This window comes from Mesorhizobium sp. M0518, assembly GCF_040321125.1.
Classification (GTDB): domain Bacteria; phylum Pseudomonadota; class Alphaproteobacteria; order Rhizobiales; family Rhizobiaceae; genus Mesorhizobium.
In genome coordinates this window covers 99,149-112,387 of sequence record NZ_JAMYQY010000002.1, presented here as the reverse complement: position 1 = coordinate 112,387, position 13,239 = coordinate 99,149, and the positions used below count along the sequence as shown (strand labels likewise).

Here is a 13,239-nt window from a genome sequence, read left to right as displayed (position 1 = left end):
CCTTCTTCCGCCAAGCCTGCTTTACTGTGATGTTGGGGTTTTCCGATACTTGCTGAGAACCGACAAGCGGCGGCCTAGATTCTGCAGTTACGACGAAATTCCGTGGGGACCGCGCCGAAGGCCCGCTTAAAGGCGGTCGTGAAATGGCTCGAACTGCCGAAACCACATTCCATCGCGATTTCCGTCGCCGACAGATTGGTCGATCGCAGCATGTCCGCGGATTGCTCCAACCGTCGCTGCGCAATGAATGCATGCGGCGTCATGCCTGTCGACTGCTTGAAGGCCCTCCAGAAATGGAACCGGCTAACCCCAACCTCCTTTGCCAGATCGGCGAGCGTAGGTCTGCCGTCCGCCAACGCCTCGATCATTCCCACCGCCCGCTTGAGATCGAACGATGACAAACCGCCTTTTGCCGGTTCCTGGTGGACGCCGTTCAACCTTAACATTTGCCCGAGCAATTGCGTGGCCTGGCACTCCACCATCGTTGCGCTGATGGGGTCAGGCTGCTTGAGCTCCAAGGCAATCCTCTGCAACGCCAACTCTACAGTGCCGTCCCGAAATCCGATCGAAGGCGGCAGCACCGCCGGGCGATGGCGAGCCATTCCCGCAAACACATCGTCGGCGAACCCTTTTTCAATCGAGACCAGGAGGTAGGAAGCGGTCGCGTCCCCCTCGTCCCACCCGTTCCAATCACTGCCTGCGGGCATGAAGATGATTGAACCGGCCCGGCGCGGCAAAAAGGCAATCCGGCGCCCATCCACAATGTCTTCTCCGCGGGCCGCCGTGCCCTTCAGGTTCATCAAGAACACATGGTTTGGCTGGAGGAGTCTTGTCTCCTGACGCTCAAGCCCGGTTCTTTTGATTACGTCCGCCCGCACGCTCCCCCAACTCTCAAACTTGTGGGCAAGCGATTGGTGCCGTGAACGGCGATTCTCGGTCGGGTCGAGGACAAGAGTATTCACGTATCCACAGCCTCCTTACTGGCGAGTGGCCAGTCGTCGCATGATGTGGCGAACCATGGGTTGCTGAACAACACGCAAATAACTCTGGATTGGTAGAAGATGTGACTTTAGCGAAAAAATGGCAAACGAGTGAAAGCCGCCTGTATCCGGCAGGCCTACGAGTTGGCTCAGCCAATACTTGAGCCCGGCGAAATATTAGACCCCACTTATCTTAGTGGAATTTCCCCCATCGACGTATCGGCATCTCAACAACGGAACGGTGCTGGAGGCATACTGCGATGCGTGGACTCGACGACTTCCTGGCTGAGTGCGACCATGGCCCACGGATCAACGGACTAGCCGGCTTTTTCGCCGCGACCGCCGCTGGAAAGAGCGGGATGCCAATCCGCAAGCCCGTCGCCGACGCCCGCCTTCTGCCGAGCGATGACCTTCTATGCGATCTGGTTGCCCTGCACGCCACTCGCCAAGGCTTTTTTGACCAGCACTATCACGGCAGCATTCCCTACAGATTGGAGGAAGAGTGCCGGATGGCCTACGCAGTGCTGAAATACGCACGGCAGCGTGGCGCTCCGCTTGCGCTATACAGCCTTGGAACAGCGGAAGGCACGATGGCGAGAACACTGTCGGAACTGTCCGATGGACAGGTACGCTCACTGTCGTGCAGCCCGAACGCGGAGAATTACAAATGCTTCATGGCCTATGGCGAACCGCCGCACGCCGACTTCTTCATCGGCCCCTTCCATAAGTTGACCAAGGACGTCCTGAGCTCGGATCCGCGACTGGCAAGTTTCGCCCCCGGTTTCGATATTATTCTGGAAGATACGACCTTTCAGATGTACTCGCCAAACAGAGCAAGCCAGATCGAGTTCGTGACCCAGCACCTCAAGCCGGACGGAATCTTCGTCTTCGTCGAGAAGTTCCGGGCTACAGAGGAGCCGGACTACAGGCGTCGCGAATACCAGAAGGATTTCGGGTTCAAGGCGCGCTATTTCCCCCCAGACGAAATCGAGAAAAAGCAAACCCTCGTTCTGAATACAATGTTTGGCAATGAGGTGACTTTGGCACAGATGGCCGACGCAATACGCGCGCATTTCAACTACTGCGCCCTGACGTGGAACAGCGGAAATTTCTGTAGCCTCGCGGCGAGCAATAGCGAGGAAAACCTGAACCGGTACCTTTCCGAGATGGCCACTCCAGCCATTCCGCACGAGTATGTCTACGAAACCAGCTTGTATCCGACCCTGCCGGTTAGCGTCGCCGCGCAGGAATAGGCTCCTGAGCCTTGAGACAGGTCAACAACACGTTGCGCCGTCTGGACCATGTCTTCGCAGCTGTCGACCATGGCAGCCTCAGGCAGGCCGCAAGAGTTCTCAGAGTGAGGGAATCCTGTGTCAGCCGCAACATCGTTGCTCTTGAGCAATTGCTGGACATGCAGTTGTTTGACCGCGACGTCCATGGCGTTCGGCTGACCGAAGCAGGCCGGGCCTGGACTAACCTCGTCCGGGCTCACTATGAAGGCTTGCACGATGCCCTGGCCGAAGGTGGTCGCGGCGACCAGGAGGATGCCAAGACCGTCAAGATTGGGTTGTGCGGCCAGATAGGCCGGGCGTTCGTGGCGCGCCTTGTCGATCGATTTCGCAGCTTACATCCGGACGTGAGCATCGCCATCGAGGACGTTCCCCATGAACAGTGTCTGGCGGCAATACGTCGCCGGCGCCTTGACATCGTCTTCACGCACGGGCTCGAGAACGGCGCCTTATGCCGCAGCGAGCTATTTGGGCACGAGCGCTTGTTCGTTCTCCTGCCCGGTGGCCATCCGCTTGCTGAAAGGCCTGCGGTCAGATGGGCAGATCTTGCAGATACCTGCCTGCTGGTTTCGGTCGGATCGCCGCAGGATCCGCTTTTGCTGGAAAAGATTGCCGCGGATGGTGGCCCCGCTATTCAAATATGTCGCGCGAGCGAAGCGACGGTCATCCTCAAGGTGCAACTCGGTCAAGGCGTTACTCTGGCGGGCGAAGGTTTTGCCAGGACCGTCGCCATCGACGCTACGGTGTGGAAACCCATCGACGGTCAGAACAGCATCAGTTCGATCAAGGCGGTGTGGCTGGAATCGAACCCAAAGCGTGCGCTTCTGCGGCTGGTTGGGACCGCAAGTAACCTGGTGGCCGCAACGCGACCAGGGCCCACTCCTGACAATGCAGGAAGTACGGAACGCCGCAGCGCGATTTCTCAAATCACGTCATGAATGGGAGGCGCGACTGACCCGGTTTGACTTCAGTCGTCCGGCTTTTAACCACCCTCCGAGCGCTTTGCCCTGGCAAAGCCCCGATCCGTCGCAATGAACCGCTCCAACATCGCAACGATGAGGCGCGGCGCATCGGCGGGCCGTTGCCCCGCTTCGCGGCCGAGGATCTCGGCATAAGCGCTCAGATCGCGGTGCAGTGCCGCTGGGAGTTCCACCATGACCTTGACGGGTTTGTCGTCGGCGATCGGCCCCAGTTTCAGCTTGGCCATTTCAGCCTCCGTAAGGTTCGAGCACGAGATCGCGTGTGACGATCACGCGCACCGGGAATCCCGGTCGGATGGTGAGCGTCGGCGCTATGTTGAGCTGCCGCTGGACAATCTGCTGGCCTGTCTGGCTGATGCTGTCCGAGGCGCCCTGGCGAAGAGCGCGCATGATGTCGCTCTCCTGGCCCGATGAGCCGGCTTGCGCCCCGATGCTCAGAACCGTGGAAAGTGCTGCAGCCTTGAAGAGCTCGCCCCAATGATAGTCGACGCCGTCCTCGAGGCCGACATAGCCCTCGGCGTCTGCGCCAGGCTCACGTTCCAGAACGATGGAGCGGCCGTCTGGAAAAATCAGCCTGGTCCAGACCAGCAACACGCGGCGCTGGCCGAAGCCGACGCCATTGTCATACTGGCCGATGAGGCGCGTCCCCTGCGGAACGAGAAGGATGTGGCCGGTGGGGCTGTCATAGACATTTTCCGTTACCTGCGCGGTAATCTGACCGGGCAGGTCTGAGCGAATGCCAGTGATGAGGGCGGCTGCGATGACCGCGCCGGCCTGCAGAACGTTCGTCGACGCTGGTGCCGCAACACGATCCGACGAGACGGTGCGCTTGTCCGGCGGCTGATTGAGGAACGCGAGTTGGCGGTCCTGCGCCGAGGGCGTCGCTGGCTGCGGTGCGAGGCCAAGGCTGGCAAGATCAGCCTGTGGCGTGGCGTCTGTCGTCGAGACAGTCGCCTCACTTGCGGGCCGCGTTTGCGTCGATGCAAACAGACGCGCGGTCCTCGCTGCCTCCAGTTCCTGCTCCCGGCGCTGCTCCTCAGCGTCCGGTCCAACAGGGCCTGACAATGGCGCGGTGCCGCCATTCTGCGCGTTCAGGATCGGGCGGCCAAGATCGCCGGGAAGCGGTGGGCCAAGCTTTGGAACGCCCGCATAGTCCTTTGGCAGGCCGGCGAGCCCGTCGGGCGTCGAACGATTATCGGTTGAATAGAGCTCCTGACCCTGGCCTTGCTGACGGTTCTGCAGCGCATAAATCAGCGCCCCGCCTACAGTGAGGCTTGCGGTGAGCCCCAATGCGGCCAGCGCCTTGCGGGACAGACGTGTTACGCGCGGCGGCTCGGCGCGTAGCCGCATGGCCGCGGCCGGCTCGCCTGTCAACGGACGGGCGTGATCTTCGGCTGGCTCCACCCTTTCTGCGTCATTTATCGGCCCCCGGCCTTCTTCCGTCCCGGGATCCATTTTGTCGCTCATGATGACGACCCTCCCCTGTCTGTTCGGAGGTACGTCGCTGGCGGGGTCTCACGAGGGCCACGCATCCATGAAAATCGACTGCTCCTTACCCCATCGGTGCGGGAGACGCGGACGCGCCTCTGGTTCTTGCCGGCCCCGAAGCGCAACTCGGCGGCGGCAAACAGCCGGTCGACGATCATGTAGTTGCCGTGCACGCGATAGTTGACCAGCTCGGACGTGTCGCCTTCCGGCCCGACCACGAAGAGTGGCGGCATCTCGCCCTGGCCGATGCCTCGCGGGAACTCGATGAACACCTGCTTGCCATCGTCGAAGGCGCGCAGCGGCCGCCATGGTGCGCGATCGCCAGTCACGTCGTAGCGGAAATTGACGCGAGAAAGATCGATGCCTGTCGAGACCGGCTGTGCAGCCTCGGCCTGCTGGTTCTGCCGGCGCAAGGCGATGAGTTGGTCCTGCGGGTATTGCCAGGAAACCGACGCCATATAGGTAGACGGCGTCGAGCGCAGTTCCATGTGATAGGTACGCCGATCGGTATTGATGACGAGATTGGTGAGAAGGTCGGCGCGCGTCGGCTTGACGAGGATGTGGACTTGCTTGGCCCCGCCTGTACCGCTCTCGGTATCGCCGATGATCCAGCGCACGGTGTCGCCGGCGGCGACAGGGCCGGAGCCGACGAGTTGCTCGCCGGGCTGGAGCGCGATGTCGGTGATCTGCCCCGGCGAGGCATAGACCTGATAGAGCGCGCCATCGACGAACGGATAGACCTGCATCGAGTTGATGAAACCGTTGCGCACAGGCTGGACGCGCGCGGCGGCATTGGCCAGGTTCACGCGCGCGGTCGGATCGGTCGGTTCCGGCTCAAGCTTTGTGTCCTTGCCGAGCGGCTTCAGCTGGCCGGGAAGCGGCAGCGGCTTTGACAGCTCCACCACCTTGACGGGCGCGGGCGGATCGACGGCATGCACGGCCGCGACCGGATCGTCATAGGATATCTCCGGCGGCTTCTGCCTGGTGGCACAGCCCGCAAGCGCCGAAGCGCAAAGCAGAAGTGCTGGAAAGGCCATTTTGCGGAAGACCGGCATTGCGTGGATGAGGAAAACCGGGCGCCCCCAGGGGGCGGCTTTGCAGGATGCGGGCGTCATTGTCCAAGCTCCTTCGACCAGTTGACGGCGTTGATGTAGATGCCAAGCGGGTTCTTCCTCAGCGTGTCGGCGTCGCGAGGGGGCTGGACGACAATGGTGAGAATGGCGGACCAGCGCTCCGTGGAAGCGAGTGAGCCATCCTGATAGCGGCGTTCGACCCAGGCGATGCGGAAGCTCGCCGGCGATGCGCGGATGACCGAAGACACGTCGACGGCAACCTGCTGTTTGCCGACCTTGGTGAACGGGTCATTGGCGCGCGCATAGTCGTTGAGCGCCAGCGCCCCGCCCTGCGTCGCGAAGTCATAGGCGCGCAGCCAATTCTGCCGCACGATGACCGGATCAGCGGGGATCGACCTCACCTGTTCGATGAAGTGCGCCAGGTAGAAGGCAATCTGCGGATCGTTCGGCTGGTAGTCGCCGACCGCAGGGGCGACGGCCTGGGCCTGGCCGAGACGATCGACCTGCACCACCCAAGGCACGATCGAGCCGTTGGCGGATTGCCAGACGAGTGCTGCGGAGAAGCCCGCGGCGAGCGCCAGGGAACTGAAGGCCATGTACCGCCAATTGCGCGCCTGCACGCGAGCCGAACCGATGCGCTCGTCCCAGACCTGGGCAGCACGCTGGTAGGGCGTCTCGGGTTGTGGGGATCTGCCGTAGTGTGTGGACGGTCGTTTGAACATGCTCAGTCACTTTCAGAGAGGTTGATCGAGGAGCCGCCGCCATGGCTGTCGCCACTGCGAACGGCGTGAGCGGCGGCCTGGACGCCATGGGTCATCTGTTGCGAGCGCTTCATGCGCTTCGCCCAGGCAGGCTGACTTTCGGTTGCGGAGGACGCGACGGGAGCGGAGCCGGCTTCGGGGGCGTTCGCGCCGATTGTGCCAGCGGTGGACGATCCGCCCGTCGTCTCGAAGGCAGCGCGAGCGCCGGACTGGTAGCTATGCTTCATGCTGCCTGCCGCATTATTGGCCGCGCGCTTGAGCGGTGAGACGGCACCCTGGGCGCCGGCGCTGATGACACCGCCGAGCCCGGATGCGACGCCGGAAAAGCCAGACTCTCCGGCCGCGCCGAGATTGTAGGCTGTGGATGCCCTGCCCGCGGTGGCGGCACCGCCACGGGCGGCCGCTGCTGCACCGCCGCTGACAGCCGCGCCGCCGGACACGACGGTGCCGGCGGCCGCGGCGCCCACTGCTGCCATGCCGCCGGCGGCGAGCCCGGTGCCGACCGCCGCGCCCGCGCCGAGTTGCGGGCCGCCGGAGACGAGACCGTTGGCAATGCCAGGTCCAAATATGCCAAGGCCGAGCAACGACAGCGCGGCCAGCACGATCGCCATGGCGTCGTCGATCGACGGCGTGTTGCCGCTGAAGCCTGCGGTGAACTCGGAGAAAAGAGTCGAACCGATACCGATGACGACGGCGAGCACCAGCACCTTGATGCCGGACGAGATGACGTTGCCAAGCACGCGCTCGGCCATGAAGGCGGATTTGCCGAACAGACCGAAGGGGATCAGCACGAAACCGGCGAGCGTCGTCAGCTTGAACTCGATCAGGGTGACGAAGAGCTGGATCGCGAGGATGAAGAAGGCCAGCAGCACCAGCGCCCAGGCGAAGAACATGCAGGCGATCTGGATGAAGTTCTCGAAGAAGGACCAATAGCCCATCAGGTTCGAGATCGAGTCCAGCAACGGCCGGCCGGCGTCGAGCCCGGTCTGCGCCACCTTGCCCGGGCGCATGAGATCGTTGACGGCAAAACCGGTACCCGAGGCCTTCAGGCCAAGCCCGGCGAAGCTTTCGAAGACGATGCGGGCGAGATTGTTCCAGTTGGAGATGAGATAGGCGAAGACGCCGACGAACAGCGTTTTCTTGACGAGGCGCGCCATGATGTCGTCGTCCGCACCCCAGGACCAGAAGAGCGCAGCCAACGTCACGTCAATAACGATCAGGGTTGTGGCGATGAAGCCGACCTCGCCGCCGAGCAGGCCGAAGCCGCCGTCGATGTAGCGCGTGAAGACTTCGAGGAAATGGTCGATGACGCCCATGCCGCCCATGTCAGCGAATCTCCGGCCGGGGCGGCTCGACCTGCATCGCGGGAGCGGTCACATCCGGCCGCTCTCCTTCTCTCCGGTTGGCTGATGCCGGCACATCAGGGAATAACGTTTTCGGGGCAACGGCAGCAGGCGCCGTTGCCGAGTCACGTGGAGCGAGAAACCGGCGCCGGCTGGCTGCCCACGCTTTCAGACAACCGGAATCGCGAGGACCGGCCTCGCCGATCCCGGAACAGCGACGCAATTCGGCCGCGAGTGGGTCTTGTGGCGCGATGGGACGGTCCCGCGTCGCAAGGGCGTCAGGCTCATCGTCCTTGCTGCTCATCTCGATTGCGGTCACTGTCAAGGCGACCGCGATGAAGATGACCGCGCCGATGCGAGCGAGGAGCTTGCCTTCCATCGCGCCGACCTCAGTTCTTGCCATAGAACATCTGCGCACTGCCGGGCTGGTAGCCCGAGCCCTGCGTCAGGAAGCGCCGGCGCTGCTCGCGGCCCTGGTCGGCGGCGGTGGCCTGTTCGGCCGATTGCAACGCCTGCGCCCGCCCGTTCGCGGCGACGACAGCGGTGAGATCGGCAAGCTGCTGGGCCTGAAGCGCGAGGAGCTGGTTGCCGGCCTGTGCTGCCTGAAGCGCGCCGGTCGCACCCTGGCTCTGGCCGACCAACGCCGACATCTCACTGCGATTGGTGTCGATGTTGCCGACGACGCCCGCCTGCACACGCATAGCGTCCTGAAGGCCACCAACCGTGTTGCCCCAGCGCGAGCGCGCGTCGGCGACGAGTTGCTGATCCGAAGCCGACAGCGAGACGTTGCCGTATTTCTGCTGGAAAGCCTGATCGATCTGCTGGACGTCATAGGCAACGTTCTGCGCCTGACCGAGCAGTTGCTGCGTACGCTGCACGGACTGCTGGAGCTGTTGCAGCGAGGAGAACGGCAGGCTCGCGAGATTGCGGGCCTGGTTGATGAGCATCTGCGCTTCGTTCTGAAGCGAGGTGATCTGGTTGGTTATCTGCTCGAGCGAGCGCGCTGCGGTCAGGACGTTTTGCGAATAGTTCGACGGATCGAAAACGATGAAGGCGTGTGCCGGCGTCGCCAGGATGGGCGAGAGCGCGACGGGCGCGACAAGCACTGCGGCGGCCAACCGCATGCCAAGGGAGCGGCGCAGTTTCATGGGGACTTCTCCTTGCTGGTTAGGGTGGGAACGAGTTTAGCGGCCCAACTCAAATTGCGGTGGGTCAGCCAGGCAGCGAGGAAACCGTCGCGGCCGTGCTCGACGAAGATGCGGGCGATCGCCGTCTGGTCGGTCTTCGCGGATACAGCGCAAAGCGCGAGTGCCACATCCGACAGACCGAGCTCGAACAGCCGGTTGCCGCGACGGGACTGGCAGTAGTAGTCGCGCTTCGGCATCGCCCGCGCGATGATCTCGATCTGCCGGTCGTTGAGGCCGAAGCGACGATAGATCGCCGTGATCTGTGGCTCGATGGCGCGCTCGTTGGGCAGCAGAAGCCGGGTCTGGCAACTCTCGATGATCGCGGGCGCGATCGCCGAGCCGTCAATGTCGCTGAGCGACTGCGTGGCGAAGATGACGCTGGCGTTCTTCTTGCGCAGCGTCTTCAGCCATTCGCGGAGCTGGCCGGCAAAACCGTCATCGTCCAGCGCAAGCCAGCCTTCGTCGATGATGAGAAGCGTTGGCGAGCCATCGAGCCGGTCCTCGATGCGATGGAAGAGATAGGATAGCACCGCGGGCGCAGCACCCGTTCCGATCAGCCCCTCGGTTTCGAATGCCAGGACCGACGCCGATCCGAGATGCTCGTGCTCGGCATCGAGCAGGCGGCCATAGGGACCTCCGACGCAATAGGGGCGCAATGCCTGCTTGAGATCGTTTGATTGCAGCAGCACGATCAGGCCGGTGATGGTGCGCTCCTCGACAGGCGCGGACGCCAGAGAACTCAACGCCGTCCAGATATGCTCCTTGATCTCAGGCGTGATCGTCATCCCCTCGCGGATCAGGATCGCGACGATCCAGTCGGCGGCCCAGGCGCGCTCGGGGACATCATGAATACGCGCGAACGGCTGAAGGCTGACGCTATCGGACGCCCCATCGCTGAGATCGCCGCCGAGATCATGCCAGTCGCCGCCCATGGCGAGTGCCGCCGCGCGGATCGAGCCGCCGAAATCAAAGGCGAAAACCTGTGACCCTGGATAGCGGCGGAACTGGAGCGCCATCAGTGCCAGCAGCACGGACTTGCCGGCTCCGGTCGGGCCGACGATCAGCGTATGGCCGACGTCACCGACGTGAAGCGAAAGCCGGAACGGGGTCGAGCCTTCGGTCTTGCCGAAGAGCAGAGGGGGCGCTGCAAAATGCTCGTCCCGTTCCGGCCCCGCCCACACCGCGGAAAGCGGGATGATGTGGGCGAGATTGAGGGTGGAGATGGGAGGTTGACGGACGTTGGCGTAAACGTGCCCCGGCAGGCTGCCGAGCCAGGCGTCGACGGCGTTGATGGTTTCGATGATTGCTGTGAAATCGCGGCCCTGGATGACCTTTTCGACCAGGCGCAGTTTCTCGTCGGCGATGCCGGGATCATCGTCCCAAACCGTCACCGTCGCAGTGACATAAGCCATGCCGGCATAGTCGGCGCCGAGCTCCTGCAGCGCCAAGTCGGCATCGGCGGCCTTGTTTGCGGCGTCGGTGTCCACGAGGACGGACGCCTCGTTGGTCATCACCTCCTTGAGGATCGCGGCGACCGATTTTCGCTTCGCGAACCATTGACGCCGGATCTTTGTCAGCAGCCTGGTGGCATCGGTCTTGTCGAGCAGGATCGCGCGTGTCGACCAGCGATACGGGAAGGCCAGCCGGTTCAGTTCGTCGAGCAGACCCGGCGTGGTCGCGGTCGGGAACCCCGTGACCGTTAGAATGCGCAGATGCGACGCGCCAAGCCGCGGCTCAAGCCCGCCGGTCAGCGGCTGGTCGGCCAGCATGGCGTCGAGATACATCGGCGTTTCGGGAACGCGGACACGGTGGCGATTGGTCGAGACGCAGCCATGCAGATAGGTCAGCGTCTCGGCGTCGTCGAGCCAGCGGCACTCCGGCATGAAGGCTTCGACAAGGCGCAGCACGCGGTCGCTGCGGTCAGTGAACCCGGTGAGCACCTCATTGGGGTCCAGGCCGTTCTTCGCGCGCCCTTCATAGAGCCAGCTTTCCGCGCGCGCAGTGTCTTCGGCGGGCGCAAGGTAGGTGAGCGTCAGAAAGTAGCTGGACTCGAAATGCGCGCCGGCCTCCTCGAAGCCCGCTTTTCGTTCCGCATCGACCAGCGTGGAGGCCGTATCCGGAAAGCTGCTGTCGGGATAGCGGGTCGAGGGATGGCGCTGCGCCTCGACGAAGATCGCCCAGCCGGAGCCGAGGCGGCGGAAGGCATTGTTGAGCCGGCCTGCGACGGCGACCAGTTCGGCCGGAACGGCGCTGTCGAGATCGGGACCGCGAAAGCGCGCGGTGCGCTGGAAGCTGCCGTCCTTGTTGAGGACGACGCCGGCGCCGACCAATGCCACCCAGGGCAGGAAGTCGGCGAGCCGGCTGCTCCGGTTGCGATATTCTGCAAGGTTCATCATTGGCGCGACCTCGCTTAGACCGTGAGATGCGCGGGGATGCGCAGATGCCGGCGAACAACGTCGACGAAGAGCGGATCACGCTTGGCGGCCCAGACGGCGGCAACATGTCCGATCGCCCAGATTGCGAGGCCGACGAGCCACAGACGCAGTCCCAGCCCCACGGCGCCGGCGAGCGTCCCGTTCATGATGGCAATGGCGCGCGGGGCGCCACCGAGCAGGATCGGCTCGGTCAGCGCCCGGTGCACGAGGACCGCATAACCCGGCACTGCGTAGTCCCGCATTGACCCGCTCTGTTCGACCGAACCCGCCATCAGACCAGCGCCCCGCCGCCGAACGAGAAGAACGACAGGAAAAAGCTCGACGCCGCGAAAGCGATGGACAGGCCGAACACGATCTGGATGAGCCGGCGGAATCCGCCCGACGTGTCGCCGAAGGCGAGCGTCAGGCCGGTTACGATGATAATGATCACCGCCATGATCTTGGCGACCGGGCCTTCGATCGACTGCAGGATCTGTTGCAGCGGCTGTTCCCATGGCATTGACGAGCCGGAGGCAAAAGCGGGCGCGGCCATCACGAGCGAAAGCGTGGCAACCGAAACTGTCATGGCGAGACGATGGCGCGCGAGGCGCAGGCGTTGGATCACGGGTTTTCTCCTTCAGGGCTTTGGATGAGCAAGGTCGAGCTGTCGCCGCTCGCGAGGACGGCTGGCGCGACCCGGTAATCACCGTCCGGGCGAAGGCCATCGACACGGGCGAGTTCGGACAGCCGGCGCGCGGAGCCGCGGCCGGAAAGGACGGCAACCAGGTCGATCGTCTCGGCGATCAGAGCGCGCGGGACGGTAACGACGGCTTCCTGGATGAGTTGCTCCATCCGCCGGAGCGCGCCGATGGCGCTGCCGGCGTGGATCGTGCCGAGGCCGCCGGGGTGGCCGGTGCCCCAGGCTTTGAGCAGTTCGAGCGCCTCGGCCCCGCGCACCTCGCCGACCGGAATGCGGTCGGGTCGCAGGCGCAGCGATGAGCGAACAAGATCGGATAGCGACGCGACACCGTCTTTCGTGCGCATCGCCACGAGATTGGGCGCGGCGCATTGCAGTTCGCGCGTATCCTCGATGATGACGACGCGATCGGCGGTCTTGGACACTTCAGCGAGCAGCGCGTTGATCAGCGTGGTCTTGCCCGTGGATGTGCCGCCAGCGACGAGAATGTTCGCGCGGCCGGCAACGCCCAACCGAAGTGCGTCCGCCTGGCACGCCGACATGATCCCGGTCGCGACATAGTCTTCAAGGGTGAAGATGGCGACGGCGGGCTTGCGGATCGCGAAGGCGGGCGCCGCGACGACGGGAGGAAGAAGTCCCTCGAACCTCTCCCCGGTCTCGGGCAGCTCGGCCGAGACACGTGGGGCGCCGGCATGGACTTCGGCGCCCACATGATGAGCGACGAGGCGAACGATGCGTTCGCCATCCGCCGCCGACAGGCGCTCTCCTGTGTCGGACAACCCCTCGGACAGGCGATCGATCCACAAACGCCCATCGGGATTGAGCATCACTTCGACGATGCCGGCGTCGTCGAGATAGCTCGCGATCGCGGGTCCGAGCGCCGTGCGCAGCATGCGTGCGCCGCGCGCGAGACCTTCTGAATTGTGATGCGAAGCTGCCATCCGGTCCCCGTTTCGATCCGGGGGAACATGGACGGCCCCTGGACGGGGATGATTAAGAGAGCCGCATCTCGAGAGGTTTCAACACC

14 protein-coding genes are annotated in these 13,239 nt (G+C 63.7%); 2 read left to right on the top strand and 12 right to left on the bottom strand.

What is annotated here, in order from left to right; all coding sequences use genetic code 11:
* Positions 1-74: 74 nt before the first annotated feature.
* A complete protein-coding gene (locus NKI66_RS03440; protein ID WP_352750890.1) occupies positions 75-962 on the bottom strand; it encodes a helix-turn-helix transcriptional regulator in 888 nt (295 codons plus the stop codon).
* A 278-nt stretch (positions 963-1,240) separates the two neighbouring features.
* On the opposite strand from NKI66_RS03440, the gene NKI66_RS03435 reads away from it, so the two are divergent.
* On the top strand, positions 1,241-2,233 hold the full coding sequence (locus NKI66_RS03435) for a class I SAM-dependent methyltransferase (protein ID WP_352750887.1): 993 nt from the start codon (positions 1,241-1,243) through the stop codon (positions 2,231-2,233).
* 11 nt (positions 2,234-2,244) lie between these two features.
* On the top strand, positions 2,245-3,207 hold the full coding sequence (locus tag NKI66_RS03430) for a LysR family transcriptional regulator (protein WP_352750884.1): 963 nt from the start codon (positions 2,245-2,247) through the stop codon (positions 3,205-3,207).
* 44 nt (positions 3,208-3,251) lie between these two features.
* On the opposite strand, the gene NKI66_RS03425 is transcribed toward NKI66_RS03430, so the two are convergent.
* From NKI66_RS03425 to trbB, 11 genes are read right to left on the bottom strand one after another with little or no spacing between them, the layout of a single operon-like run.
* The gene (locus NKI66_RS03425) at positions 3,252-3,476 is read right to left on the bottom strand and encodes a DUF2274 domain-containing protein (RefSeq protein ID WP_352750881.1); all 225 of its coding nucleotides are present in this window, start codon (positions 3,474-3,476) and stop codon (positions 3,252-3,254) included.
* 1 nt (position 3,477) lies between these two features.
* Complete coding sequence (locus NKI66_RS03420; RefSeq protein WP_352750878.1) at positions 3,478-4,716, bottom strand: TraB/TrbI/VirB10 family type IV secretion system protein; 1,239 nt, start codon at positions 4,714-4,716, stop codon at positions 3,478-3,480.
* Positions 4,713-5,852, bottom strand: a complete 1,140-nt coding sequence (trbG, locus tag NKI66_RS03415) for a P-type conjugative transfer protein TrbG (RefSeq protein ID WP_352750875.1) — start codon at positions 5,850-5,852, stop codon at positions 4,713-4,715. Before trbG ends, NKI66_RS03420 begins: the two co-directional genes overlap by 4 nt.
* On the bottom strand, positions 5,849-6,532 hold the full coding sequence (trbF, locus tag NKI66_RS03410; protein WP_352750872.1) for a conjugal transfer protein TrbF: 684 nt from the start codon (positions 6,530-6,532) through the stop codon (positions 5,849-5,851). Before trbF ends, trbG begins: the two co-directional genes overlap by 4 nt.
* Before the next feature lie 2 nt (positions 6,533-6,534).
* A complete protein-coding gene (trbL, locus tag NKI66_RS03405) occupies positions 6,535-7,896 on the bottom strand; it encodes a P-type conjugative transfer protein TrbL (RefSeq protein WP_352750869.1) in 1,362 nt (453 codons plus the stop codon).
* Between the two features lies 1 nt (position 7,897).
* A complete protein-coding gene (gene trbK-alt, locus NKI66_RS03400) occupies positions 7,898-8,293 on the bottom strand; it encodes a putative entry exclusion protein TrbK-alt (RefSeq protein ID WP_352750866.1) in 396 nt (131 codons plus the stop codon).
* A 10-nt stretch (positions 8,294-8,303) separates the two neighbouring features.
* Positions 8,304-9,062: a P-type conjugative transfer protein TrbJ gene (gene trbJ / locus NKI66_RS03395; RefSeq protein ID WP_352750863.1), complete on the bottom strand. Its 759-nt coding sequence runs from the start codon at positions 9,060-9,062 to the stop codon at positions 8,304-8,306.
* Positions 9,059-11,497 (bottom strand): conjugal transfer protein TrbE, encoded by a 2,439-nt coding sequence (gene trbE, locus NKI66_RS03390; protein WP_352750860.1) that lies wholly within the window; start codon positions 11,495-11,497, stop codon positions 9,059-9,061. Before trbE ends, trbJ begins: the two co-directional genes overlap by 4 nt.
* 14 nt (positions 11,498-11,511) lie before the next feature.
* Positions 11,512-11,778 (bottom strand): VirB3 family type IV secretion system protein, encoded by a 267-nt coding sequence (locus NKI66_RS03385; protein WP_502900917.1) that lies wholly within the window; start codon positions 11,776-11,778, stop codon positions 11,512-11,514.
* Between the two features lie 29 nt (positions 11,779-11,807).
* Entirely contained in the window at positions 11,808-12,101 is a 294-nt protein-coding gene (locus NKI66_RS03380; RefSeq protein WP_352751102.1) for a TrbC/VirB2 family type IV secretion system protein, read from the bottom strand.
* Between the two features lie 35 nt (positions 12,102-12,136).
* On the bottom strand, positions 12,137-13,153 hold the full coding sequence (gene trbB / locus NKI66_RS03375; protein WP_352750855.1) for a P-type conjugative transfer ATPase TrbB: 1,017 nt from the start codon (positions 13,151-13,153) through the stop codon (positions 12,137-12,139).
* Between the last annotated feature and the right edge of the window lie 86 nt (positions 13,154-13,239).

Bases quoted from the DNA above. Each gene is read 5' to 3' on its own strand.
- NKI66_RS03385 (WP_502900917.1), bottom strand. From the start codon at position 11,778: ATGCGGGACTACGCAGTGCCGGGTTATGCGGTCCTCGTGCACCGGGCG.
- trbG (WP_352750875.1), bottom strand. From the start codon at position 5,852: ATGACGCCCGCATCCTGCAAAGCCGCCCCCTGGGGGCGCCCGGTTTTC.
- trbB (WP_352750855.1), bottom strand. From the start codon at position 13,153: ATGGCAGCTTCGCATCACAATTCAGAAGGTCTCGCGCGCGGCGCACGC.
- NKI66_RS03420 (WP_352750878.1), bottom strand. From the start codon at position 4,716: ATGAGCGACAAAATGGATCCCGGGACGGAAGAAGGCCGGGGGCCGATA.
- NKI66_RS03435 (WP_352750887.1), top strand. From the start codon at position 1,241: ATGCGTGGACTCGACGACTTCCTGGCTGAGTGCGACCATGGCCCACGG.
- trbK-alt (WP_352750866.1), bottom strand. From the start codon at position 8,293: ATGGAAGGCAAGCTCCTCGCTCGCATCGGCGCGGTCATCTTCATCGCG.
- NKI66_RS03425 (WP_352750881.1), bottom strand. From the start codon at position 3,476: ATGGCCAAGCTGAAACTGGGGCCGATCGCCGACGACAAACCCGTCAAG.
- trbF (WP_352750872.1), bottom strand. From the start codon at position 6,532: ATGTTCAAACGACCGTCCACACACTACGGCAGATCCCCACAACCCGAG.
- NKI66_RS03380 (WP_352751102.1), bottom strand. From the start codon at position 12,101: ATGACAGTTTCGGTTGCCACGCTTTCGCTCGTGATGGCCGCGCCCGCT.
- trbJ (WP_352750863.1), bottom strand. From the start codon at position 9,062: ATGAAACTGCGCCGCTCCCTTGGCATGCGGTTGGCCGCCGCAGTGCTT.
- trbL (WP_352750869.1), bottom strand. From the start codon at position 7,896: ATGGGCGGCATGGGCGTCATCGACCATTTCCTCGAAGTCTTCACGCGC.
- trbE (WP_352750860.1), bottom strand. From the start codon at position 11,497: ATGATGAACCTTGCAGAATATCGCAACCGGAGCAGCCGGCTCGCCGAC.